Origin of the sequence: Actinokineospora cianjurensis (assembly GCF_003663795.1) — a bacterium.
GTDB lineage: Bacteria > Actinomycetota > Actinomycetes > Mycobacteriales > Pseudonocardiaceae > Actinokineospora > Actinokineospora terrae.
Map to the genome: position 1 here is coordinate 1,073,308 of NZ_RCDD01000001.1, position 23,023 is coordinate 1,096,330.

Genomic DNA, 23,023 nt, shown 5'->3' on the forward strand with positions numbered 1-23,023 from the left:
GGTTCGGCTCTAGAGGGCTTCTGGGGTCTAAGAGCGTTTGGGCGAGCCTGTCGCGGTGGGTGGTGTTGCGTGCTCGGGTGGAGGAGTGCGTGCGCGAGACGGTCTGGGTCGGATGGGCGGCGAGGTCGTTGCCGTGCCTGGCGAGCGGCCGGGTGGGTCTCGGCTACTGGGTGGCCAGTCGCACGGTGAAGGCGGCGCCGCCTTCGGGGGAGGGGGAGGCGGTGATGGTGGCGTTCATGCGGGTCACCAGGCCGTGGACGAGGGCCAGGCCGATGCCGGTGCCGACGGGGCGGGTGCTGGCGTAGCGGGCGTTGAGCAGGCCGCGTTCGAAGGCGATCGGGTACTCGTCCGGTGCCAGCCCCGGGCCGCCGTCGCGTACCTGCAGGACTGCCTCGGCGGCGGTGCTCGTGAGGGACAGGACGATGGGGCGCCCGGGTGGGGTGGCGCGGAGGGCGTTCTCGGCGAGGCCGTCGACCACCTGCCGCAGCCGCCTGGGGTCGGTGGTGACCCAGACCGGGGTGGGCGGGGAGTCGACGGCGAAGCGGACCCCGGCCGTGGTGCAGCGGGTCGACCACACCTGGGCGGACTCGGCGACCAGCGCGGTCAGGTCCACCGGGACCAGGTCGAGGCGGAAGTCGTCCGCGCCGAGGCGGGCGAGGTCGAGCAGGTCGCTGACCAGGCGGTCCAGGCGGTCGGCTTCCTGTTCGATGGTGCGCCCGGCCGCGGTCGCCGCCTGGCCGGTGACGACCCCGTCGGCCAGCGACTCGGCGAAGCCCTTGACGGCGGTCAGCGGGGTGCGCAGTTCGTGCGACACGGACAGCAGGAACTCCCGCTGCCGGGACTCGCTGCGGTGCAACGCGTCGGACAGGTCGTTCACCGCGGCGGCGACCTCGGCCACCTCGCGCGGACCGTCGACCGGCGCGCGCAGGTCGCGGCGGCCGTGGGTCATCGAGTACGCGACAGCGGCGGTCCGGCTCAGCGGCCGCGCCAGGCGCCTGGCCAGCACCAGGCCCGCGACCGCGGCGACGAGCAGGCCGATGCCCAGCGCGACGACGATGTTGCGGATCAGCTTGCGGCCCGACCCCTTGACCGTCTCCGCCTCCCGCACCAGCGCGATCGCCCCCCGCGCGTCGGCGGGACGCAGCTCCACCAGCAGCGTCCGGTTGCCCACCTCGACCACCCGGTGCGCGGGCCCGGTCAGGTCCAGCAACCCGGCCTGCCGCGCCGCCTTCTCCGCGGTCGCGTCACCGGTGACGACCACCCCGTTCGGCCTGGCCTGCACCACGGCCACGCCCTGCCCGTTGAGCACCTCGACCATCCGGCGCAGGCCGATGCGGTTGTCGGCGAACTGGCTGACGAACACGTCGGCCTGGTCGGACAGGGTCTGCTGGGTCACCTCGCGCGCGGTGGTGACGACCAGCCGCGCCGAGATGAGCCCGCCGACCACCGCCACCACGCCCGCCACCGCCAGGCAGAGCGCGGTGACGCGGACCGCGAGCGTGCCCCTCACCCGCGGTCCGCCGCGTAGCCGACCCCGCGCACCGTCCGAATGGGACTACCCGCCCCCAGTTTCGCCCGCAGCTGCGCGATGTGGACGTCCACCGTCCGCGTCCCGGCCGCCGCCGCGTACCCCCAGACGGCGCTGAGCAACTGCGCGCGCTCGAACACCTGCCCCGGTCGGCGCATCAGGTGCGCGAGCAGGTCGAACTCGGTCGTGGTCAGCGCGACCTCCGCGTCCCCGCTCCACACCCGCCGCTGCCCGAGGTCGAGCCGGGTGCCGCCCGCGCGCAGGACCTCACCGCCGACCGGCCCGCTCGCCCTGCGCAGCACCGTCCGGACCCTGGCGACCAGCTCGCGCGGGCTGAACGGCTTGGTGATGTAGTCGTCGGCGCCCAGTTCGAGCCCGAGCACCCGATCGACCTCGTCATCGCGCGCCGTCACGAACAACACCGGCGTCCAGTCATCGGCGGCCCGCATCCTGCGGCACACCTCCACCCCGTCCACCCCGGGCAGCCCGATGTCCAACACCACCGCGACCGGCCTCAGCCGCCGCGCGGCCGCGATCGCCCCCAGCCCATCCACCTCGACGTGCACCCCGAACCCGTCGCGCCGCAGGTAGAGCGTCACCAACTCGGCAATCGCCCGATCGTCCTCGACGACGAGCACCAGCCCACGTCCCGGATCGGCGGTCATGCGCGCACCGTACTAGTCCCCCGCCAACTCGGACTCGACGCTGTCCAGTGTGGACTCGATCCCACCCAACTCCTGCTCGACCGACCCGCTGCTCCCGGGTCCGGTACCCGCAGGCCCGGCGTCCTGGCAGGCCACACACCCGAGCAGCAACACGGCGGCCACGACCGCTCGCCGCATCACTTGGACCCGCAGTACTTGCCCTTGAACTCCTCAGCCCGCTGCTTGACCTTGGTCAGCTGATCCACCCGACCCGCCCGCCGCTCAGCCCGCTCCCGCAACAACTCAGCCGAAGTCTCCCGCCCGGCAGCCTGCTCCTTGTCGGCCCTCGCACGCAGCCATGCCGGTGAGCCCTTGACCTCGGCGCCGCCATTGATCCGGTCGAGGAGCTTGGCGGTCCGCTGCTCGATCTTGGGGATCCGCTTCTGGCAGATGTTCGCGACCTGCTCTGGGCTCAGCGTGATGGTCACGGGGGTGCTGGGTTGGGCTGCTGCCGTCCCGGCTCCGGTGAGCCCGACCCCGACCGTGATGGCGACGACGATGGCGGCTGACTTGGCTCGCATGTGGGTCCTCCCGTTGTGGTGATGGGGATGACCTTGGTGGGTGGCGGTTAAGGGTGGTGGGGGTGCGAGGTTCGGGTTGTGTAAGGGGGCGGCGGGAGAGTTGTCCACAGGGTGGGTGCTCGGTTGGGGCGTTTTGTCGGTGGTGCTCGGTAGGCTGTGAGGGTTATTCAGGCTTGGCGGTAGAATTGCAGGCCGAGGACGGCGGTGATGGTTGTGGCGAAGGTGGCGAGAGGGCGCCGGTAGTCGGTGTGGAGTATGCGCCAGGTCTTGAGGTTGGCGATGGCGTGTTCGACGCGGACGCGGATCGCGTTGTGTTCGTGGTTGAAGTTCCTCTCCCATTTCACCAACTCGCGGCGGGCGGGTGTGCGGATCGGGGTGAGGATCCCCATGCCGACATAGGCTTTGTCTCCCATCCAGTGGGAGACATCCCTGTCGAGGACACCCGAGTCGGTCAGGCAACGAGTGTCATGCCAGTTGCCGGGTAAGGGATCCGACACCCACGCCAACCGGCCATCAAGCGTGCGGGCGACCTGGACGTTGAGCCCGGTCGTGCGATGTTTGCCCGAGTACAGGGTCTTCTCGCGCGACACCCATGACCAGCACGGCAACAATGTACCGTCCACGATGTAGGTCGATCGGGAGTCCAACTCGTCGACGGTGGGCACGCACTCGGCGAGCAACTTCGCCGGCAACGGTGTCATCGCGGTGATCGCCCGACTGATCGTCGACTGCGACACCCCGAAGGTCTCGGCCAACTCCACCTGAACCCTGTTCCGGCGCAGATACGTCAATGCCACCACCACCGAGGTGAACAACCCCAGACACGGCGGCCAACGCCGATCCACATCCACTGTTTCCCGGTGAATGGTCGCACAGAGATCGGTCACCTGATCCCGGCGCAGGCCGGTGGTATGATACATGTCGGCGGTCCGTTTGTGTGAGAGTTTTGGCGTGGTAACCGAATTCTCTCAAACGGGCCGCCGCCCACATGATCAGGGGTCGCACAAGACTCGGACAGACAATCTCCTGAATAACCCTCTGCATATCGGGGGCTGCTGTGGCGGGTTTGATCTTGAGCTGAGGGTGTCTGGCTCTCGTGCTCGCCTGCGGCGTCGACGATCAACGCCTCGCCTGCGGCATTGGCCGGAGCGCGAGTTTCGAGCTTTGCTCGATGGGGCGAACTTGTTTTGCGCGGGGCCCCTGAACAACCCGTGGCAGAACCGCAAAGCAGGGGCCAAAAAGCAGGCCCTGCCGCGAACGACGCTACGGGCCATTCTCCCCCACACAAAACAAGTCCGCCCCATCGAGCCGGCCTGGCACCAGCGGATCAGAGGAGCGCGTGGTCGGCCAACGTCTGAGAGGGGCGGTTGTGGGCCGACGCCTTAGAGGGGCACGGTTGGGCCAACGATCGTGAAGGCCGGTTGGGGGCCACCGTCGTGGAGGGGAGCGTTGGGACCGAAGATCGTGAGGGCCGGGTGGGGACTGAGACTGTGAGGGGCGTGCTCGGGCGATGACTGTGGTGGGCGTGCTCGGGGGCCGACGTCGCCGAGTCTTTGTCGGGCGTTGACGGGGGCGAGAGGGGTATTTGATACTCGCCCATGTCTTCTCGGTGGCCGGTTGTGGTTGCGTTTGCCGCGCTCGGTGTGGCTACGCAGGTGAGTTGGTTGGCTTATGCGGCCACCACGACTGTTGCCGCGCGGCATTTCGGGGTGTCCGAGGAGGCTGTCGGGTGGTTGGCGAATCTGTTCCCGTTGCTCTTCGTGGTGCTCGCGGTGCCGACCGGGATGGCGCTTGATCGGGCGCTCAGACCAACGCTCGCGGCAGGGGCGGTGCTCATTGCTGCGGGCGCGGCACTGAGGGTCACCCAAGACGCCTATTGGGCCGCACTAGTAGGGCAGACATTGGCCGCGATTGCGCAGCCGATCCTGGCGAACGCGATCACCAGGGTCGCTGCCGCGTACCTCAAGCCGGAGCACCGGCCGCTGGGGATTGCGATCGGGGCCGGGGCCACCTACCTCGGCATGATCATCGCCATCGGGGTCGGCACGGCCATCCCGTCCGATGTGCCCGCTGTCGTGGCGGTTGGTGGGGTGATCTCGGTGGTGGCGGCTGTCGCGGGTCTGTTCGCTCTGCGGGTTGTGCCCCCGTGGCGTCCCGAGTCCGAGGTCTCGCCGCTCAGGGTGGTTCGTGAGCCTGGGGTGCCCGTGTTGGCCGCGATCGTGTTCCTCGGGATGGGGATCTTCGTCGCGCTTGCGACCTGGTTGGAGCCGTTGCTCGCTCCCGCGCACATCAGTGCCGACACCTCGGGGCTCCTGCTGCTGGCCATGCTGGTCGCGGGAGTGGCGGGGTGTGTCCTCGTGCCACCATTCGCCGCGCGCAGGGCCGTCGAGCCGCGTGCGCTGCAACTGGCCGGTTTCGTCACCGCGCTCGCATGCGTGGTGCTCGGCTTCGCCCCGACGGCCGGGATCGCCGCCGGCCTCCCGCTCGGGTTCTTTCTCCTGTCCGCGCTCCCGGTCGCCCTGGCCATGGTCGAACGCGCTGACCCGGCCACAGCGGGGCCGGTCACGTCCCTCATCTGGATGACGGGCAACGCGGGCGGCGTGGTGGTGTCCCTAGCCGTCGGTGCCCTGCTCGACCGTCCCGTCCTGGCGTTCGCCCTGCTCGCGGCGCTCGGAGTCGGTGCAGCGTGGTTGGCCAGGGGGCTACAGCAGCACGAAGATGACGTACCCCGTCCCGAGGGCCATCACGAACTGGCAGGCGGCGGCGACGCGGCCGTCTGTGAGCAGACCGGCACCTCGGTCACCGCGCAGGACCGCGGGTCCCAACCGGACGGCCTGGATGGCGAAGAACGCCACGAAAGCCCAACCGAGTGCGGGTAGCGCCGCCGAGCCCGTGTGCGGACCCGTCCACGAGACGGACATCGAGTGCGCTGTGTGGGGGACCGCCAGCAGCATGTAGAGCATGCCGAGACCGGCGACGGCGTGCTGCCAGTCAGGGCCGTGCCAGCCGATCGGGGCGCGGTGGCCACGCAGCAGGGTCGCACCGAGGAACCAGGCGGTCACCAGCGTGAACACAGCCTGCCACCCGGCGGCGGGCAGCGGGCCGCCGACCGGGGAGCACATCACCGCCATGCCGAGGGCCATGGTGGTGTGGGCGGTGTCGACCGCCCGGTGGCAGCCCCGGTAACCGGCGGCGGGCAGCCGCGCCGCGACGACCAGCCGGGCAACGCCGTACCCGGCGATCGCGAGGAACGCCGCGGTGAGCAGCCAGCCGAGCCATACCGGGTCCGCCACGTCGTCCGGCCGGTTACCTGCCCGCCACCAGCACCTGGTCGACCACGCCGTTCTTGACGTCGTCGACGAGGTCGCTGAGCTGGCCCAGGCTCATCTGGATGCGCTGGCCGAAGTCGTCGGTGATCACCACGCGGCGTTCCTCCGGTGCGTCGGGGTCGATCCACAGTTCGGGACAGCCGCAGTTGCACTGCCCGCAGAACGTCGCGATGTGCTTCATGCTGTGCTCAGTGTTCCCGTTCATGCCAGTCACGGTCCCACCAGGGCGGACGGCGATCCAGACAGCAACCGAGCGACTACCGCGCGCACAAGTGGGACCCCCCGGTGACCGCCTGTGTCCACCCCCGCCGGATCACGACCTGGTCGCCGACATCGCCGACTTGGTGGCTCGGGGCATACCGCTGCACTAAGTTCGACTCGACCGGGCAGCGGAGGGAAGGCGGCGGGGACGTGCGGTTGGGTGTGACCCCGTGGTGACGGCGGCGCCGCAGCGGTCGGCGGGTCCCTCGGCGCTCGGGCGGGTGACCCGCTCGGCGAACACCACCCCCGGGCGGCTGTCGCTGGTGGCCGTCGCGCTGCTCGTGCTGACCGCGATCACCGGGATCGTGGCCGCGCTGACCGCGCAGGCCAAGCGCGACACCCTCGACGACCTGGTCGCCCACCGCGAGCCGTTGGCGACAGCGGCCCAGCAGATCTTCCGCTCGCTGTCCGACGCGGACGCGACGGCGGCGAGCGCGTTCCTCTCCGGCGGCGTCGAGCCCGCCCCGCTGCGCACCCGCTACGAGTTCGACATCTCGCAGGCGGGCACCGCGCTCGGCAAGGCGTCCGCCGACGTCGGCGGTGACCTCAAGGCCGCCGCGCAGGTCGAGATCCTGTCGCAGCAGTTGCCCGTCTACGCCGGACTGGTCGAGACCGCGCGGGCCAACAACCGGCAGGGCTTCCCGGCCGGTGCGGCCTACCTGCGCGAGGCGTCCGGGCTGATGCGGTCCAAGCTGCTGCCGGCGGCCGAGCAGCTCTACGAGATCAACTACGACCGGTTGCAGGCCGAGCAGGAGTCGGCCAGGTCGATCCCGCTCGCGCCGATCCTGCTGATGGCCGCGCTGCTGGTGGCCCTGGTGCTCACCCAGCGGTACCTGACCCGCCGGACCAACCGGCTGCTCAACATCGGCCTGGTCGCGGCGACCGCGGCGGTGGCGCTCACCATGATCTGGGGCACCATCGCGATGATCGTCCTGTCCAGCCACGTCGGTGACGCGGAACGCGGTGGCGCCCAACAGGTCGACGTGCTGGTGCAGGCCAGGATCAACTCGCTCAAGTGCCGCGCGGACGAGACGCTGACCCTGGTGGCCCGCGGCGACGGCCCCGGCTACGAGCAGGAGTGGCAGCAGTTGGCCGCGTCCATCACCGGCGACGGGCCGGGGAACCTGTTGCGCCAGGCCAAGGACCTCGCCTCCAGCGACGCCATGGCAGGCGAGGTGCAGCTCGCCGTGCAGAACGCGCAGGCGTGGGCCGACGCGCACCGCAAGATCCGCGAGCTCGACGACGGCGGCCAGTACGAGGAGGCGGTCAAGGTCGCCATCGGCGACGCGCCCGACAGCGCCGCCGCCGCGTTCGGCAAGCTCGACAAGAACCTGATCACCGCGCTCAACGCCGGGCGCGAGGAGTTCTTCACCCAGACCACGAGGGCGGGCAACGCGCTCACCGGCCTGGTGCCGGGTATCGCGGTGCTCGCCGTGGTCGCGGCCGCCGGGATCACCTTCGGCATCCGCGAGCGGCTGCGGGAGTACCGATGAGGGGCACTGCGATGAGGGGTGTCCTGCTCACCCTGGTGTTGGCGTTCGGCGCGACGGCCTGCGCCTCGTCCGGCAGGCCGGTCGACCTGGCCATCGTGTCCTCAGTGGACAAGCCGCAGCCGGTCGGGGTCGAGGTGAACCCGCCGACCACCACCGGCGCGGCCACCCAGGTCCCGCCGTGCGACCCGACCGCCAGCCTGCGTCCCGGCACGACGACGCCGCAGCCGGGCAACATGCCGACCGGCTCGACCATGCGCGCCATCCAGGACCGGGGGCGGCTCATCGCGGGCGTCGACCAGAACACCTTCCTGTTCGGCTTCCGCAACCCCACCAGCAACGCGCTGGAGGGCTTCGACATCGACCGGGTGCGCGACGTCGCCGCCGCCATCTTCGGCGACCCGAACAAGGTGCAGTACAAGGTGATCACCTCGGCCGAGCGCATCGACGCGCTCAAGAAGGGCGAGGTCGACATCGTGGTCCGGACCATGACCGCCACCTGCTCGCGCTGGGTCGACATCAACTTCTCCACCACCTACTACGTGGCGGGCCAGCGCGTGCTGGTCGACCGCGCGTCGCCGATCACCGGCATCGACCAGTTGGGCGGCAAGCGGGTCTGCGCCAGCAAGGGGTCCACCTCGATCGCCCGGCTGCGCGAGTCGCCAGCCCCGCCGGAGATCGTGGCGGTGGACAACTGGTCGGACTGCCTGGTGATGCTCCAGCAGGGCCAGGTCGTCGCGGTGTCCACAGACGACACCATCCTGGCCGGGATGGTCGCCCAGGACCCGAACGTGAAGATGGTCGGCCCCCGGTTCACCGAGGAGCCCTACGGCATCGGCATCCCCAAGCAGTACGAGGACATGACGCGGTTCGTCAACGGGGTGCTGGAGCGCTCGGTCACCAACGGCTCCTGGGTGTCGAGCTACACCAAGTGGCTGGCCCAGGCAGGCGACCGCGCCGCGCCGCCGCCCGCCAGGTACCGGGACTGAGCGGAGGTGCCCCCGATGACGCACAGGACCGCGCCGGGCGAGCCGGAACCCACCCCCAAACCGGCCCGCTGGAACTTCGACACGCCTGCCCGCGAGGAGTCCCCCATCGACGACCCCGCCCCACCAACCCAGGTCGTCCGCCCCTCCCCGGTCTGGCAGGCCCCCGCCGACCAGATCGCGATCGGGCGGCCGGTTCCGCTGACCGAGCTGGACTCACCCCCGGACGCGAAGGTGCAGGCAGACGAGCAGGCGGGGGAGCAGCTCCAGCCAGCAGGGCACGACCAACCCGAACAAGCCGACGAGCAGGTCGCGCTGGAGCAGCCGCACGCCGTTGGCGACGCCCAGCAGGTGGACGGGCAGCCCCGGCCACTCGCATCGGCTGAGCAATCACCGTCGCGGCCCCAGCCAGAACCCACCGGTCACCAACCCGCCCCGGGGGATGCCTCCCAGCTCCAGCAAGTGCTGCCCGAGGCGCAGGGCGTTCAAGCCTGGCAACCCGCGTCTGCTGAGCAGCCTCAGTCGGATTTGACTGGTCAACAGTCTCAGCAGGCTGCCCCTGGGGAGCAGTCTCAGCCGGTCGCTCAAGTCCAGCAGGGACAGGGCCATCAGGCGTGGCAGCCCGTGGCTGGTGAGCGGTCCGAGTCGGATCGGGCTGGTCGGCGGTCTCGGTCGTCTGCACCGGGTGAGCAGCCCGAGTCGGTGTCCCAGTTCCAGCAGGTGGGGCCAGAGGCTCAGGGCCATCAAGCGTGGCAGCCCGTGGTCGGCGAGCAGTCACAGCCGGATCGGGCCGGGCAGCAGTCTCGACCGCCCGCACCGGGTGAGCACGGTCAGGCGGTGTCCCAGTTCCAGCAGGTGCGGGTGCAGCCCGAGGCGTTCAGCGATCACTTGCGGCAGGTCGCGCCGGTCGAGCAGTCGGCGCGGGGAGGGCGGCAGTTCCGGCCGTCCGCGCCCGGTGAGCAGTCGCAGCCGATGCCGCAGGTTCAGCCGGGACAGCAGTTCCGGCCGCCCGCACCGGGTGAGCCGTCGCAGCCGACCCCGCCTGGGCAGACGGGTCCCCGGTCCCGGCCGTCGCCGAGCCCCCGGCAGCCCGCCCCGTACCCGCCGGGTGGTCAGTCCCAGCCGCCGCCTGCGCGGCGGCCGGGTCGTCACGCCGCACCCGGTGGGCAGTCGACCGGGCCGCACGCGTTCCCGCAGCCGGGCCAGTTCTCCAGTGGTCCGCACCCGTTCCCGCCCAGGCCCGGTTCGCGGACCGGTCCGCACCCCATCCCCCCGCCGCCCGGTGTCCACTCAGGACAGTTCGCCCGTCCGCAGGCCGGTCCACCGCCCGCCCGTCCGCGCCCCAGGCCGGACACCAGCGCGGCCGACGTCACCGATCGGCACTCCATCCCGGACGACGCGAGCCCGTTCGCCCCGCCGGACGACTCACCGTTGACCAGTGTGCTGGCCGAGACCACGCTGACCCAGAGCATCGTGCCGCCGAAGCCGGAGGACGAGCAGGAGCCGCCCAAGACCGAGCTGCTCACCCGCTCCGACACCGGGTCCGGTTCGTTCCCCGGCACCGGCCGCCGGACCGGTTCGCGCGCGTCCGGCCGGGGCCGGTTGGGCGCCGGTCTGGTCGAGGTGCCGGTCGTCCCGGTGAAGGACCCGGCCAGCGCGGTGCTGGAGAACCCGGTCGTCGCGGAGAACAAGCGGTTCTGCACCAACTGCGGCGCCCAGGTCGGCCGCGGTGTCGACGGCGAGCCCGGCGTGGCCGAGGGCACCTGCGCGACCTGCGGGCAGGACTTCAACTTCCGGCCCCGCCTGTTCCGCGGCGACCTCGTCGGCGGCCAGTACGAGGTGCTCGGCAGCATCGCCTACGGCGGTCTCGGGTGGATCTACCTGGCCAAGGACCACAACGTCAGCGACCGCTGGGTCGTGCTCAAGGGCATGATCGACACCGGTGACGCGACCTCGATGGCCTCGGTGGTCGCCGAGCGCCGGTTCCTGGCCGAGGTCGAGCACCCGAACGTCGTCAAGATCTACAACTTCGTCGAGCACCCGGACCCCAACACCGGCTCGATGGTCGGCTACATCGTGATGGAGTACGTCGGCGGCCAGTCGCTGCGCCAGCTCGCCCTCGAGCACCACCGGCAGACCGGGCGGGCCGAGCCGCTGCCGATCGGCCAGGTGATCGCCTACGGCCTGGAGATCCTGCCCGCCATCGGGTACCTGCACAGCATCGACATGCTCTACTGCGACCTCAAGCCGGACAACGTGATCCAGGCGGGCGAGCAGCTCAAGCTCATCGACCTCGGCGCGGTGCGCAAGACCGACGACTACGAGAGCCCGCTGTTCTTCACCGCCGGGTACGCTGCTCCCGAGCTGGCCGCCGAGGGCGCCACGATCGCCTCCGACATCTACACCGTCGGCAGGACCCTGGCCGTGCTGTCCATCGAGTTCGCCGGCTACACCACCCGCTACAAGCACACCCTGCCCGGCCCCGACGCCGAGCCGCTGTTCGCGTTGTTCGGCAGCTACTACCGGGTGCTGCACCGCGCCACCCACGCCGACCCGGCCCGCCGCTTCACCTCCGCCGAGGAGATGGCCGACCAGCTGACCGGCGTGCTGCGTGAGGTGATGGCGCTCGGCAGCGGGAAACCGCGCCCCGGACTGTCCACTGTGTTCGGTCTGGAGACCAGGACCTTCGGCGCCTCCGACGCGCTGCCGGTGCCCAGCCCGGCGGAGGTGGCCACCGTGCTGCCGCTGCCGCTGGTGGACGCCGACGACCCGGCCGCGGTGGCGCTGGCGAGCATCACCGCCACCGAGCCCGCCGAGCTGGTCGCCGCGCTGGCAGGCGCGCCGCAGGACTCGATCGAGGTCCGCCTGCGCATGGTGAAGGCCCGGCTCGACCAGGGCGACCTGCGCGCGGCCGGTGCCGAGCTGGACGCGGTGCGCCGGATGCCGAGGTCCCCGGCCGACTGGCGGCCCGACTGGTTCCACGGCCTGCTCGCGCTGGCCAACAACGCCCCGAAGGCGGCGCGGGAGGCGTTCGCGCGGGTCTACGACGCGGTGCCGGGTGAGATCGCGCCGAAGCTGGCCCTCGCGGTCAGCGCCGAACTGGCTGGCGACCACTTCGCCGCGGCGCGGTTCTACGAGCTGGTCTGGCGCACCGACCACTCCTTCGTCAGCGCCGCGTTCGGGCTGGCCAGGGTGTACCTCGCGCAGGGCGGCCGGGCCGGGGCGATCGAGGTGCTGGAGGCGGTGCCCGACACCTCCAGCCACCACGTCGCCGCGCAGGTCGCCGCGATCAAGGTCAAGGCGCGCGGCCACGAGGTGGAGCGGGTCGTCGAGCACGAGCTGCACGACGCCGCCAAGCGGCTGGAGCGGTTGGCGCTGGACGCCGAGCGCAGGACCCGGCTGGCGGCGGAGGTGCTGGAGGCCGCGTACGGCTGGGTGAAGGCGGGCAAGCCGGGCGCCAACCCGTCCAACGCGCAGCGCACCGTGCTGGGCTGCGAACTGTCCGAACGGGAGCTCCGGTTCGGCCTCGAACGCTGCTACCGGGCACTGGCGCGGCTCGCGAGTTCACCGGAGCAGCGGCATGCGTTGGTGGACAAGGCGAACGCCATCCGCCCGCGAACGCTGACCTGATGTTCCCCGCAAGGTGGGCGCTGTAGCTAGAAGAGGTGGTTCAGCGACCCTTCCCGGGGATTGCTGCCCCGCCTTGAGGAGCCCACGATCGGAAGTCCGGATAGGACAACCGAAAGCGGGTCGGCCATGCGCAGACTGGCGATGCTCGTGCTGCTCGTCCTGGTGGCGGCGGTCATCACCCCCACGGCGGCATCGGCGACCCCGGTCGGGTGCGCGTCGCCGGGGTCGCTCAACTGCTTGCAGTTCACCAGCGCCGCGTTCGGCGGTGGGCTCGACATCGAGGACCCCGGCGACGCGCACTCCTACCTCCAGTTCGGCGGCGCGCTCGGTGACCGGTCGTTCTGGAAGGTCGAGCAGAACGCCGACTTCACCTTCCGGATCCGCAACCTGGCCAGCGGCAACTGCGTCGACGTCTGGCGGACCAACGACTACCTCGACCAGTGGGAGTGCGTCGGCCAGAGCAGCCAGCGCTGGGTGCTGGTGCCGTTCGCGAACGACTTCTCCAGCTTCTTCGTCAAGCAGGTCGACACCGGCTCCTGCTGGACCCTCGACGACGAGGGCTACGTCTACGTCGACGGCTGCGCGGCGGGCAACGCGCTGCAGTCCTTCAAGATCGGCGTGACCAGCACCCTGCCCGGCACCAAGACCCTGGCCGTCGAGTACGCCATGGCCCGCTGCGACAAGGACCCGCGGACCTGCGGCTGGAAGGAGGACAAGACCAAGTACCCGGCCTACCTGGAACCCGCCGCCTGCGTCAGCCAACTGGTCAAGAACGGCACCCCGAACAACGCCACCTACTCGCGCGCCTGGAACCAGACCGTCGGCTGGCAGAACACGGTGGGCGGCACCGTGACCGTGGGCGTCCAGGTCGGCGTCGACCTCGGCATCAAGGCAACGGTGACCACCCAGATCCAGGCGAACTACGCCCACAGCTGGATCGGCTCGGAAGCCACCACCGACACCGTCACCATCACCCTCAAACCAGGCGAGTACGGCTGGGTCACCCGCGCCGCCCTCGTCAAGAAGGTCACCGGCACCTGGACCCTCGACACCGGCGGCCAAACCTGGACGCAGAAGGCCACCATCGTCATCCCCGCCAAGGACGGCACCGACTCGAAGCTCAGCTCGATCGTGCTGAAAGCAGCCAAGACACCCCCGACCGACTGCAAATAGCCCACCCGGCTCCACGACCAACCCCGCCGACCGGGCTCCAGAGAGCCTCTCGTCGAGGGTGCGCCTCTCATCGACGGGCGCCGATCGCCGCCAACCAAGATCCACTCTGCCGACCGGGGCCCACCCTCCCGGGGGCCGGGGGCCCATTCCTGAGATTATCGGGGTCGGCGATGTGTCAATAGGTTCGCGCGGTGGGCTGTGGATGGTTCGGGGGGTTGGGGATAAGTGGGCGCCAGACCGACTCTGCTCGGCCGCATGCTGGGCACTGTTCGGTCTCAGCTGCCGCTGAGTTGCCCGCCGAGAGGGTCACTCGCGAGCACGCAGCCGGGGTGCTCAGGAACCGGGAGTCAGCTCGACCACGGAGATGTCCGGCTCGGCGCCGACGCGGACGGGTGGGCCCCAGGAGCCTGCGCCGTTGGTGACGTACAGCCAGGTGTTGTCCACTTTGGAGAGACCGGACACCGCGGGTTGGGCCGCGCGCACGACGTAGTGGAACGGCCAGAGTTGGCCGCCGTGGGTGTGGCCGGACAGTTGGAGGTCGACGCCGAGTTGGGCGGCCTGCGAAACCTGGACGGGTTGGTGGGCTAAGAGGACGGTCGCGCCTGCCTTGCCTGCCACGGCTTTCTTCATGTCCGGGCCGTCGTCGAAGGTCTTGCCCGTCACGTCGGTCACGCCCGCGAGGGTGAAGGCGGTGGCGTTGTGGACGATCTGGGTGTTCTCGTTGTGCAGGTAGTTCAGGCCGAGCCGTTCCAGTTCGGTGATCCAGGGCTGGTAGCCGGAGTAGTACTCGTGGTTGCCGGTGACGAAGTAGGTCGGCGCGGCCAGGTCGCCGAGCGGGGCCGCGGCACCGCCCAGTTCGGCGACCGTGCCGTCGGCGAGGTCGCCGACCATCGCGACCAGGTCCGGCTGCGTCTCGTTGATCATCCGCACGATCCGCTCGGTGTGCGCGCGGCCCATCAGCGGGCCGAGGTGGATGTCGCTGACCACCGCGATCCGGAACCCGCGCAGCCCGGGCGCCAGCCCGCCGATCGGCACCGCCACCCGCTTCACCGTCGGCGGGCCCAGCGCCGACACGGTGCCCGCGCCCACGATGCTCGCCGACGCCGCACCCGCCACCACGCCCGCCGCGCGCGCCAGGAACAGCCGCCTGCTCTCGTCGGTCTCGCCGTTGGGCTTGGTCCACTTCCGCAGCGCCAGGCGGGGCAGTTCCAGCACGGCCAGCAGCAGGAGGAGGTAGAAGAACACCGCCAGCCACAGGTAGCCCGGCCACGCGAACCACTCCGCGACCGCGACCCCCACGAACCGGGGCAGCACCAGCGCGGCGACCGCCAGCAGCGCGAACACCCCGAGCACGACCGTGCCGACCCGCCTGGCCCGCGCCGTCCTGGTGGTGTCGCGCACCAACCGCTTCCACAGGTAGAGGTGCAGCGCCAGCACACCGAGCCCGACCACGGCCATGAACATGCTGCCCAGCCTACGGATTGAGCTCCACCGGCCGTGACCCGAGCAGGCTGGGGTCGGCGGCGACCGCCCGCAGGTCCTCGGCGCGCCCGTTGTCGATGAAGTGCTTCAACTCCACCAGCACGAACAACGCCCGCGCCCGCACCGCCACCGGACCGTCCTCGGCGTCGATCCGGCCCTCCGCGCTCACGTAGACCTTGCGCCCCGCGACCCCGTCGAGCCGCGCGTCGATCACCAGCGTCGTACCCACCGGGACCGGCCGCAGGAAGTCCGTCTCCAACCGTCCGGTCACCGCGGGCCTGCGCAGCAGATTCCCCACGGTTGTGCCGAGCGCCTCGTCGAACGCGCAGGCCAGCAGCCCGCCGTGGGCCAGCCCCGGTGCGCCCTGGTGGGCCTCGGTCACGGTGAACCGGGACCGGATGCGCTGCCCCTCGCCGACCGATGCCCGCAGGTGCAGCCCGTCCTCCTGCCGATCACCACACCCGAAGCAGTACGCGTAGTGCGGCGGCAGGTCCGTCCCCGGCGCCGGGGTGTCCTCATGGCGTTCCGGCAACTCCACCGCCACGGGCGGCCACACATCAGCGGTTCGACTCATTACCGAAGAGTAGGCAACGCCCCTGCTGTGGCCGCGCACACGCCCCGGCCGGGAGGCAAAGCTGCCGCGCCACCGCTTCGGCGTGCTCACGACGGGTGTTCATCGCATCTGTCCCGAGCAGACCCCATCGGATCCGCGGCGGTCGAGTCCGACCGGGATCGGCGCAGATGCACGCGTGGAGAGGTGGAGCTTCCGCGTGTCGCTCATCGAGGTCGTGCGGTGCCCGGCGTCGGAGGATGCCCGATGTTGAGATCGACGCCTGTGACCACGCGTGTGCCGAACACGAGCCGATCGCCTATTCGTGCCTGGCTGCGCGCTTACCGCTCTCCGACCGCGATGTTGCCGCGTAAGCGCCCCTGCCCCGCTGTGGCCGCGCACACGGTCAGCGGGTCCGCACCGGGGCCGGGTCTTCGTCGAGGGCGCGCAAGGGTTTGCCTGCGGTCTCGGGCAGCAGGTAGATGGGCACGGCGGCGATCAGGGCGGCGCCCATCAGGTAGTACGCGGGGACGAGTTGGTCGCCGGTGGCGTCCACCAGCTTGGTCACGATGTACGGCGCTGTCCCGGCGAACAGGGCGGTCGACAGGTTGTAGCCGATGGCGAACGCGCCGTAGCGGACGCGGGTGGGGAACATCGCGGGGAGGACGGAGGGGATGGTCGCGAGGAGGAACGTCAGTGGCAGCGCGATCAGTGCCAGGCCCGCGACGAGGGCGGTCGTGCTGCCCGCGTCCATCAGCGTGAAGGCCGGGATCGGCAGGACCAGGAAGCCGGCGCACGCGGCGTAGAGGAACGGTTTGCGGCCGAGGCGGTCGGTGAGGGCGCCGACCGGGCCGACCAGGGCCATCATCCCCACGATCACGGCCATGATGACCAGCAGCGGTGTCCGACCGGACAGTCCCAACGTGGTGGTCAGGTAGGACTCCATGTAGGTCAGGACCACGTAATCGGCGATGTTGAGCAGCACGATGTAGCCGATGAGGTGCAGGATCGGCCGCCACTGGGTGCGCAGCACGGCCTTGAGCGGCGACGCCTCCACCTGGTGCTTGGCGGTGATCTCGGCGAACAGCGGGGTGTCCTCCAGCCGGGTCCGCAGGTACAGCCCGACCAGCCCGAGCGGACCGGCCACCAGGAACGGGATCCGCCAGCCCCAGTCCGCCATGGCCGCGTCGCCGAGCGCGATGGTGCACGTGGTGACCACGCCCGCGCCTAGCAGGTACCCGCCAAGCGAGCCGAACTCCAGCCAGCTGCCGAGGAACCCGCGCCGCCGGTCCGGGGCGTACTCGGCGATGAACGTGGCCGCGCCGCCGTACTCACCACCCGCCGAGAAGCCCTGGACGAGCCGGGCGAGCACCACCAGGATGGGGGTCAGCACACCGGCCGTCTGGTACGAGGGGAACAGTCCGATCGCGAACGTCGACCCGGACATCAGCACGATCGTCGCCGCCAGCACCCTGCGCCTGCCGATCCGGTCGCCGAGCGGGCCGAACACGAACCCGCCGAACGGCCGGGCGACGAAGGCCACCGCCAGCACCGCGAAGGTGCCCAGCACGTTCTCCGTCGGGGTGGCGGCGTCGAAGAACACCGCGCCGAGGACGGCGGGCATGAACCCGAAGACGCCGAAGTCGTACCACTCGATGCAGTTGCCCATCGCCGACGCCGCCACCGCTCGGCGCACCGCAGGGGGTCCCGGCTTCTCCTTCGTGCCTGATTCACTCACTCGTGGAGGGTAACGTCACCGTTTAACCGGCGCTGATGACCGTGTGAGCGCCGGACGTGCCCAGTTGTGCACAAGGGCCCGGGTTGGGTAGAACGCGGGATCACGGTCGGTCACGCTGGTGGTGGAGAGGCGGGTGGAGGAAAGACATGACGTGGGTCCACAACGCGCGTGAGGCCGAGGCGCTTCGCGCCCAGCTGAAGCCGGTGACGCGGGCGGAGCTCGTGGTCGACGTGGTGGCCGGTCCCCAGGGGGACTTCACCATCACGGGATCGGGCACGGACGGGCTGGAGGTCGACTACGCGGCGCTGCAGCGGGCCGAGACCGACCTGGCCGCACTGCAGAAGGACCTCGTCGCCCAGTTGCGGGCCGCCGAGGACCTCGGGGAGCCGCTCGCGGCGGGTGCCGGTCCGGTCGCCGCGGCGATGTCGCGGACGTTCCTCGGGCGCGCCGACACCACCGACGGCCTGCGCAAGGTCCTGACCAACTACCTGGAGGAGCTCGCCGAGGTGCGCGCCACCATCAGCGCGACGCTGGCCGCCTACCGCGGCGTCGACGAGCACGCCGAGAACGCGATCCGGCACGCGGGAGGTGCGCTCTGATGGCGGATCACCACGCGTACGCCGACGACCACGGACACACGGCTGCCCAGCTGCGGGACAAGGCGGGCCGCGCGCGCAACCGGGAACTCGACGACCTCAACCAGGTCAACTGGGACCACTACGACCACGCGGGCCTCTACAACATGGTCATGAAGGCGCGGCCGGGTCTGCTGGGTGAGCGCGCCGAGCAGTGGGCCGCGCTGTCCAAGCAGATCGCGGGCACCACCGGCGAGGTGCAGGACATCCTGCAGAACCTGCTCGGCACCTGGCGCGGTCCCGCCGCTCGCAACGCGGCCGAGTCCAACACCCGGCTCACGCAGTGGGCTGGCGAGGCCGCGCACACCACCGACCGCATCGGCGAGGGCCTGTCGAACTTCACCGACGCCGTGGTCCACGCGCAGAAGACCATGCCGGAGCCGGTGTTCTACTACGCGAGGCAGCACTTCGACGCGGGCTACGACATCAAGGTCGACCGCGACCCGAGCGACGCGATCCTGCTCAAGGCGCTCACCGACGACCAGCAGCCCAAGCAGGCGGCGCACGACAACGCCAAGGCCGAGGCCGTGCGCGTGATGAACACCTTCGCCGCGCACAGCCAGCAGGTGCGGACCGCGCTGCCGGACTACACCGCCGCCGCCCCCGCCCCGCGCCCCGGCGACAACCAGGTCCCGAAGATCAACTACACCCCGATCCACCAGCCCACCCCGTGGCCGCCGCCGACCACCGGGCCCAAGAAGCCGCCGGTCCCGCCGGTCCCCCCAGTCCCATCACCGAACCCGCCCGAGCCGAACGGTCCGGACAGCGGGACCGATGTGTCCAACTACGCGCCGCCCTCGACCACGGGCTACGGGCCCAACACGTCGTCCGGCTACGGCCCCGGCGCGACTGGTTACGGCCCTGGTCAGGCTGGCGGTGCGTACGGCGGCGGCTTCGGGCCCGGCTTCGGCGGGGCGCGGACCGGCAGTGACGCAGTGCCGCGTGGCGGCGCTTTCTCCGGCACGGGCGGACTCGGCGGTGGCCGTGCCGGCGGCGGTCTAGTTGAGGGCACGCCTGGGCGTGCGGGGGCCGCGGGTGGGATGTACCCGCCGATGGGCGGCGCAGGCGCCAACGGCGAGGACGACCTCGAACACAAGAACCGCTACATGGAGGGCATGGACTTCTTCGACGACCTGCCCCCCGCCTACCCCGAGGTGTTCGGCGCATGACCGGCTACACCGTCGACCCCGGCGAACTCACCACCGCGACCACGATCCTGCGAGACGCCACCACCTCGCTCACCGACATCCGCCTCGACCACGTCCACGCAGGCCCCGGCAGACTGAACACGGTCGTCGCCGCCCTCACCGCCGACACCCAGGACGCCCTGACCGCACTCGCGTCAACACTCGGAGACACCGCCGACGCCGTCACGGCAACGAGAGATGGCTACCTGCGAGACGACACCAACACCACAAACCGCCTGCGATGAGCACCTACCCGGGTTTGGGGTTCGATCCGGCTGCTGGTGATCCGGAGGCTGTCGCTGATCTTGCCCGGGGGTACCTCGCGGCGGCGGAAGCTTTGGAACAGGCGGATTCGGCTGTTGAGCGGGGGCGCGAAGCGGCCTCCGGGTGGACCGGTGCGGCGGCTTCGGGGTTCGCCGATCGGCTGCGGGGTGGTGATATCGCGGCGCGGGTGGGTGTGTTGCGCGAAGCGGCGACCGTCCTCATGGGATGGGTGCAGACCCTGGTGGCCGCCAAGGTGGCGGCCGAGCGACTCGACCGCGAGGCCACGGCGCTGCGCCGTCGGATCGCGAGCGTGGAGGACGATGTGGACCGTTGGCGTGACGAGGTCGATCTCACCCGGTCTGCGGACGCCGCCGCTCGGCACGCTGCGGCCGAGTCCACGCTTGGTGACCTCAAGGATCGCCTCGACGCCGTGCTCCGTGCGGCGCGGACCCTGGCCGCTGACCACGAACTGGCGGCCGACCGGGTCGCGGATCAGCTGGATTCCTTGCGCGGCAACGTGATCGAGTCCGCTCCCGCTGTACGGTCCATCGCGGACCTGTTGCACCGGATGTCCACCACCTCGGCGGCGATGGCGGGTCTGATCGCGGCTCCCGCGAGCGCGGCACGACCGACCGGGGCCGTGGGTGCGTTCGCCGCCGGGCTGCGGTCGGCGCCGCAGGCGGGCGGGACGATCACCGTCGTCGAGCGACCGCGGTGAGACTGGCCGCGGTCGAGGGGATCACGCCGGTCACGCTCGCTTCGGCGGAGCGCACCGCCGCCGAACTCACCGCGCTCATGCTCGCCACCCGCGGCCGGGAAGCCTGCCACGACCCGGGTGTCGCCCAGTCCGCCCGGGAAGCCGCCGACCTCGCGCACAGCAGCGGCGCCGGACTGGTCGCCACCGTCACCCACCCGGCGGCCGACCCGGCCGTCCTCACCGCGCTGCTCACCACCACCGATGCGCCAACGGCTTCCAGCACCGCCGCCGACCTGTGCGCCCACCTCGGCCAAGACGACATCCCCGACGTCACCGAGTCCTGCACCGAACGCGGCTATCCGGTGGTGGTGGTCGAGCGGATCACCGCTTCTCCCGGCTGCCAACTCCAGGCCGTCGTGCTCGACCCGGGAACCCGCCGGGTCGCGGTGTTCACCCTGCACTCGGCGACGGGGCGGGGTTGGTGGGAACTGGCTGGGCTCCTCGGCCAACTGGTGACCTCGTTGGAGTTCACCTGAGCAGTTTGTCCCGGTAGTCGCTGGGGGACTCACCGACGGTTTTGCGGAACGTCCGCGAGAAGTGGGCCGCGTTCGCGAAACCGCACTGCCGTGAGATCTCGCCGATCCCGCGAATACCCTGCGCCGGGTCGGCCAGCAGTTCCCTGGCCCGTTCGATCCGCATCGCGCGAATACGACCGGAGACGCCGTCGCCGTCGTCGAACAGTTGGTAGAGCCTGCGCCGCGAGATGAACAGGGCATCGGCGATGCGGTCGGCGGCGAGCGCCGGATCGGACAGGTGCTCGCGGATGTAGTCCACCGCGGCCCGGCGCCGGGTCGCCAGCGCGTCGGCCCGGTCGAGCTCGGTCCGCAAGGCACTGCGCAACACCAGCTCCGCCAAGCCGACCACGTACGCCCGGGCCCCGTGCGGATCCAGCGACCCCGACGCCGCCACCAGGTGCCCCACCGAGGCCGCCACCAACGCCTGCAACCCCCGCGCCAACGGCACGGGCTGGAACAACAGCGGCCGCAACTCCCCGAACCCGATCGACAACTTCCCCGCCGCCACCGAGATGAGCACCACCCCACCCCGCACCCGGACCGAACACTCCCCGAACCCCAACGCCACCCCCGCCGCAGGCACCCGCCCCACCCCAGCCCGCAACAGAACCTGCACCTGCTGCGGCTCTCCCCGCCCCCGCCCCTCGATGGCCATCACCGCCGCGACCGCCCCAGAAGCCCGCACCACCAACTCCCCGGCAGCAACCTCAGCCTCCATGCCGAACAACCTAGCCGCCCGACCAGCACCGGCCCCGCACACGCGACGGGGGTGGCTTCCGCAGTGGAAGCCACCCCCGGGTCCTGCTGGGTCAGTTCGCGGCGCCCGACATCGAGGTCCACTTGTCCCAGGAGAGGGCCCAGTCGTAGTAGTCGCCGTCGGCCTTGCCCAGCTGCTGGGTGCTGCCGGTGATCTCGACCGGGTCGCCGACGAGGGCGGAGTCGTAGTAGATCTTGGCGTTGGCCGGGGCGAGGTTGACGCAGCCGTGGGAGACGTTGCGCTTGCCCTGGTCGGGGATGGAGCCCGCGTAGCCGTGGACGAACTCGCCGTTGTTGGAGACGCGGACGGCCCAGGGGACAACGACGTTCTCGTAGCCGTACTTGGGGTTGGTCATGCCGTAGGTGGCGTGCTTGCTCATCACCACGTGGGTGCCGGACTTGGTGACCCGGCCGGGGTCGGACTCCAGGCCCATCGAGGCCGGGAAGTCCTGGGTCTTCACGCCGTCGCGGTAGACGAGCATCCGGTGGGTCTTGGTGTCGGCCTTGACGACCTGGGCGCGGCCGATGGTGAACGCCGAGGTCACGTCGTCGCGGCCGTAGGTGCCGCCGCCGAGGTCGACGCCGTAGATGTCGACGGCCACCTCGACCTTGGTGCCCGGCTTCCAGTACTCCTTGGGGCGCCAGTGCGCGGTGCTGTCGTCCAGCCAGGCCCACGCGCCCTCGTTGACCGGGGTCGTGGTGACCGTCATCGCCTTCTCCACGGCGGCCTTGTCCTTCACCGGCGCGTCGAACACGACCGCGACCGGCATCGCGATGCCGTAGGTCTGGCCGTCACCGGTGTTGAGGCTCGCCTTGGCGGTCCGCTTGGGCTTGACCGTGGTGAACGAGCCCGCGAGGGTGGCGCTCTTGCCGTCGGTGCCCAGCGCGGTGCCCGCCCAGGTGTAGGTCTTGCCGTAGCCGAGGTGCTCGGTGACCGCCCAGGTCTTCTTGTCGGCGGCCAGTTCTCCCTTGACCTGCTTGCCATCCGGGTTGGTCAGGGTGACCGCCTCCAGCGCGCCGTCGGCGACCGCCACGGTGATCGGGCCGCCCGGGCTGACGTCCTTGGCGTCGGCGGCGGGTGTCGCGGTGAACTTCGCGGACGGCTTCGCCGGTGCCTGGGTGGTCTGCTCGGCCGCGCCGGGTCCCCCCGTCGCGGCGATCGATTCCCCCGACGTGCACCCGCTCAGGCCGAGCACGGCCACCAGCGCCGCGCCGACCAACCCGACCACTGGCCCCCGCCGTCGTCCGCTCCACGCACCCATCGCGACTTCCCTTCCCCCACAAGCCATTCGAACACTGATAACGACGCCGCGGCGGGGAGGATCGTTGACCGGAACAAGTGTGACTCGTGTCACTTTCCATTGCCGGACGGTCGAATCCGGAGAGCGATGCGACCACTTCGGAGCGTGCTGGAGCAGATCACCCGCTTGGGCTAGCCGAGCGCCCGTCAGGCAGTAGTGCGGCCCCTGCCGAGCCGATACGCTTTCGTTTGCAGGCCGTGGTTTCTGTGTTCGTGC

Annotated in this window: 23 protein-coding genes and 1 pseudogene; 10 read left to right on the top strand and 14 right to left on the bottom strand. The window is 70.8% G+C overall.

All coding sequences use genetic code 11. The features are described from left to right. Nucleotides 1-163 precede the first annotated feature (163 nt). From CLV68_RS05055 to CLV68_RS05070, 5 genes are all read right to left on the bottom strand, one after another. On the bottom strand, nt 164-1,510 hold the full coding sequence (locus tag CLV68_RS05055; RefSeq protein WP_121389383.1) for a sensor histidine kinase: 1,347 nt from the start codon (nt 1,508-1,510) through the stop codon (nt 164-166). After that, nucleotides 1,507-2,193 (bottom strand): response regulator transcription factor, encoded by a 687-nt coding sequence (locus CLV68_RS05060; RefSeq protein ID WP_121389384.1) that lies wholly within the window; start codon nt 2,191-2,193, stop codon nt 1,507-1,509. The genes CLV68_RS05055 and CLV68_RS05060 overlap by 4 nt, the downstream gene beginning before the upstream one ends. Nucleotides 2,194-2,205: 12 nt before the next feature. Beyond that, nucleotides 2,206-2,370 (bottom strand): hypothetical protein, encoded by a 165-nt coding sequence (locus tag CLV68_RS33685; protein WP_170224097.1) that lies wholly within the window; start codon nt 2,368-2,370, stop codon nt 2,206-2,208. Beyond that, nucleotides 2,370-2,753: a hypothetical protein gene (locus tag CLV68_RS05065; protein WP_121389385.1), complete on the bottom strand. Its 384-nt coding sequence runs from the start codon at nt 2,751-2,753 to the stop codon at nt 2,370-2,372. The genes CLV68_RS33685 and CLV68_RS05065 overlap by 1 nt, the downstream gene beginning before the upstream one ends. Nucleotides 2,754-2,920: 167 nt before the next feature. Then, nucleotides 2,921-3,673 carry a transposase family protein gene (locus CLV68_RS05070; protein WP_121389386.1) on the bottom strand — a complete coding sequence of 251 codons (753 nt, stop codon included), beginning with the start codon at nt 3,671-3,673 and terminating at the stop codon, nt 2,921-2,923. A 678-nt stretch (nt 3,674-4,351) separates the two neighbouring features. On the opposite strand from CLV68_RS05070, the pseudogene CLV68_RS05075 reads away from it, so the two are divergent. Beyond that, nucleotides 4,352-5,347 (top strand): annotated as a pseudogene (locus tag CLV68_RS05075) (MFS transporter); the annotation flags it as partial. A 108-nt stretch (nt 5,348-5,455) separates the two neighbouring features. Here the strand turns inward: CLV68_RS05075 and CLV68_RS34930 are convergent. After that, complete coding sequence (locus CLV68_RS34930) at nt 5,456-6,046, bottom strand: DUF5134 domain-containing protein (RefSeq protein ID WP_121389388.1); 591 nt, start codon at nt 6,044-6,046, stop codon at nt 5,456-5,458. Nucleotides 6,047-6,059: 13 nt separating this feature from the next. Beyond that, nucleotides 6,060-6,287: a hypothetical protein gene (locus CLV68_RS05085; RefSeq protein ID WP_092781492.1), complete on the bottom strand. Its 228-nt coding sequence runs from the start codon at nt 6,285-6,287 to the stop codon at nt 6,060-6,062. A 226-nt stretch (nt 6,288-6,513) separates the two neighbouring features. Here CLV68_RS05085 and CLV68_RS05090 point away from each other — a divergent pair, with 226 nt between their 5' ends. Then, nucleotides 6,514-7,836, top strand: coding sequence for a hypothetical protein (locus CLV68_RS05090; protein WP_246009667.1), 1,323 nt, complete (start codon nt 6,514-6,516; stop codon nt 7,834-7,836). A gap of 11 nt (nt 7,837-7,847) precedes the next feature. Further along, a complete protein-coding gene (locus CLV68_RS05095) occupies nt 7,848-8,822 on the top strand; it encodes a glutamate ABC transporter substrate-binding protein (RefSeq protein WP_246009668.1) in 975 nt (324 codons plus the stop codon). A gap of 213 nt (nt 8,823-9,035) precedes the next feature. On the opposite strand, the gene CLV68_RS33690 is transcribed toward CLV68_RS05095, so the two are convergent. Further along, nucleotides 9,036-9,209 carry a hypothetical protein gene (locus CLV68_RS33690; protein WP_170224100.1) on the bottom strand — a complete coding sequence of 58 codons (174 nt, stop codon included), beginning with the start codon at nt 9,207-9,209 and terminating at the stop codon, nt 9,036-9,038. Between the two features lie 384 nt (nt 9,210-9,593). Next, complete coding sequence (locus CLV68_RS33695; protein WP_170224000.1) at nt 9,594-10,043, bottom strand: hypothetical protein; 450 nt, start codon at nt 10,041-10,043, stop codon at nt 9,594-9,596. Nucleotides 10,044-10,250: 207 nt separating this feature from the next. On the opposite strand from CLV68_RS33695, the gene CLV68_RS05105 reads away from it, so the two are divergent. Together CLV68_RS05105 and CLV68_RS05110 are read left to right on the top strand one after the other, a co-directional pair. Further along, nucleotides 10,251-12,449 (top strand): serine/threonine-protein kinase, encoded by a 2,199-nt coding sequence (locus CLV68_RS05105; RefSeq protein WP_425454818.1) that lies wholly within the window; start codon nt 10,251-10,253, stop codon nt 12,447-12,449. A 126-nt stretch (nt 12,450-12,575) separates the two neighbouring features. After that, nucleotides 12,576-13,622: an RICIN domain-containing protein gene (locus CLV68_RS05110; protein WP_121389391.1), complete on the top strand. Its 1,047-nt coding sequence runs from the start codon at nt 12,576-12,578 to the stop codon at nt 13,620-13,622. 333 nt (nt 13,623-13,955) lie between these two features. On the opposite strand, the gene CLV68_RS05115 is transcribed toward CLV68_RS05110, so the two are convergent. The 3 genes from CLV68_RS05115 to CLV68_RS05125 form a co-directional block, all read right to left on the bottom strand. Next, nucleotides 13,956-15,086 (bottom strand): metallophosphoesterase, encoded by a 1,131-nt coding sequence (locus CLV68_RS05115; RefSeq protein WP_121389392.1) that lies wholly within the window; start codon nt 15,084-15,086, stop codon nt 13,956-13,958. Between the two features lie 10 nt (nt 15,087-15,096). Then, on the bottom strand, nt 15,097-15,678 hold the full coding sequence (locus tag CLV68_RS05120) for a PaaI family thioesterase (protein WP_121389393.1): 582 nt from the start codon (nt 15,676-15,678) through the stop codon (nt 15,097-15,099). 382 nt (nt 15,679-16,060) lie between these two features. Beyond that, complete coding sequence (locus CLV68_RS05125; protein ID WP_121390976.1) at nt 16,061-17,323, bottom strand: MFS transporter; 1,263 nt, start codon at nt 17,321-17,323, stop codon at nt 16,061-16,063. Nucleotides 17,324-17,538: 215 nt separating this feature from the next. Here CLV68_RS05125 and CLV68_RS05130 point away from each other — a divergent pair, with 215 nt between their 5' ends. The 5 genes from CLV68_RS05130 (at nt 17,539) to CLV68_RS05155 (ending at nt 20,711) form a co-directional block, all read left to right on the top strand. Continuing rightward, on the top strand, nt 17,539-17,991 hold the full coding sequence (locus CLV68_RS05130) for a PE domain-containing protein (RefSeq protein WP_121389394.1): 453 nt from the start codon (nt 17,539-17,541) through the stop codon (nt 17,989-17,991). Then, on the top strand, nt 17,991-19,196 hold the full coding sequence (locus tag CLV68_RS05140; RefSeq protein ID WP_170224103.1) for a PPE domain-containing protein: 1,206 nt from the start codon (nt 17,991-17,993) through the stop codon (nt 19,194-19,196). The genes CLV68_RS05130 and CLV68_RS05140 overlap by 1 nt, the downstream gene beginning before the upstream one ends. After that, nucleotides 19,193-19,459: a hypothetical protein gene (locus CLV68_RS05145; RefSeq protein ID WP_121389397.1), complete on the top strand. Its 267-nt coding sequence runs from the start codon at nt 19,193-19,195 to the stop codon at nt 19,457-19,459. The genes CLV68_RS05140 and CLV68_RS05145 overlap by 4 nt, the downstream gene beginning before the upstream one ends. A 206-nt stretch (nt 19,460-19,665) precedes the next feature. After that, entirely contained in the window at nt 19,666-20,196 is a 531-nt protein-coding gene (locus tag CLV68_RS05150; protein WP_121389398.1) for a hypothetical protein, read from the top strand. Then, nucleotides 20,193-20,711 (top strand): hypothetical protein, encoded by a 519-nt coding sequence (locus CLV68_RS05155; protein WP_121389399.1) that lies wholly within the window; start codon nt 20,193-20,195, stop codon nt 20,709-20,711. Before CLV68_RS05150 ends, CLV68_RS05155 begins: the two co-directional genes overlap by 4 nt. On the opposite strand, the gene CLV68_RS05160 is transcribed toward CLV68_RS05155, so the two are convergent. After that, nucleotides 20,704-21,468: a helix-turn-helix transcriptional regulator gene (locus CLV68_RS05160; protein ID WP_121389400.1), complete on the bottom strand. Its 765-nt coding sequence runs from the start codon at nt 21,466-21,468 to the stop codon at nt 20,704-20,706. The genes CLV68_RS05155 and CLV68_RS05160 overlap by 8 nt on opposite strands. Nucleotides 21,469-21,559: 91 nt before the next feature. After that, nucleotides 21,560-22,768 carry a L,D-transpeptidase gene (locus CLV68_RS05165; protein WP_121389401.1) on the bottom strand — a complete coding sequence of 403 codons (1,209 nt, stop codon included), beginning with the start codon at nt 22,766-22,768 and terminating at the stop codon, nt 21,560-21,562. Between the last annotated feature and the right edge of the window lie 255 nt (nt 22,769-23,023).

Bases quoted from the DNA above. Each gene is read 5' to 3' on its own strand.
- CLV68_RS05060 (WP_121389384.1), bottom strand. From the start codon at position 2,193: ATGACCGCCGATCCGGGACGTGGGCTGGTGCTCGTCGTCGAGGACGAT.
- CLV68_RS33685 (WP_170224097.1), bottom strand. From the start codon at position 2,370: ATGCGGCGAGCGGTCGTGGCCGCCGTGTTGCTGCTCGGGTGTGTGGCC.
- CLV68_RS05065 (WP_121389385.1), bottom strand. From the start codon at position 2,753: ATGCGAGCCAAGTCAGCCGCCATCGTCGTCGCCATCACGGTCGGGGTC.
- CLV68_RS05070 (WP_121389386.1), bottom strand. From the start codon at position 3,673: ATGTATCATACCACCGGCCTGCGCCGGGATCAGGTGACCGATCTCTGT.
- CLV68_RS05085 (WP_092781492.1), bottom strand. From the start codon at position 6,287: ATGAACGGGAACACTGAGCACAGCATGAAGCACATCGCGACGTTCTGC.
- CLV68_RS05095 (WP_246009668.1), top strand. From the start codon at position 7,848: ATGAGGGGTGTCCTGCTCACCCTGGTGTTGGCGTTCGGCGCGACGGCC.
- CLV68_RS05110 (WP_121389391.1), top strand. From the start codon at position 12,576: ATGCGCAGACTGGCGATGCTCGTGCTGCTCGTCCTGGTGGCGGCGGTC.
- CLV68_RS05115 (WP_121389392.1), bottom strand. From the start codon at position 15,086: ATGTTCATGGCCGTGGTCGGGCTCGGTGTGCTGGCGCTGCACCTCTAC.
- CLV68_RS05120 (WP_121389393.1), bottom strand. From the start codon at position 15,678: ATGAGTCGAACCGCTGATGTGTGGCCGCCCGTGGCGGTGGAGTTGCCG.
- CLV68_RS05125 (WP_121390976.1), bottom strand. From the start codon at position 17,323: ATGGGCAACTGCATCGAGTGGTACGACTTCGGCGTCTTCGGGTTCATG.
- CLV68_RS05130 (WP_121389394.1), top strand. From the start codon at position 17,539: ATGACGTGGGTCCACAACGCGCGTGAGGCCGAGGCGCTTCGCGCCCAG.
- CLV68_RS05140 (WP_170224103.1), top strand. From the start codon at position 17,991: ATGGCGGATCACCACGCGTACGCCGACGACCACGGACACACGGCTGCC.
- CLV68_RS05145 (WP_121389397.1), top strand. From the start codon at position 19,193: ATGACCGGCTACACCGTCGACCCCGGCGAACTCACCACCGCGACCACG.
- CLV68_RS05160 (WP_121389400.1), bottom strand. From the start codon at position 21,468: ATGGAGGCTGAGGTTGCTGCCGGGGAGTTGGTGGTGCGGGCTTCTGGG.
- CLV68_RS05165 (WP_121389401.1), bottom strand. From the start codon at position 22,768: ATGGGTGCGTGGAGCGGACGACGGCGGGGGCCAGTGGTCGGGTTGGTC.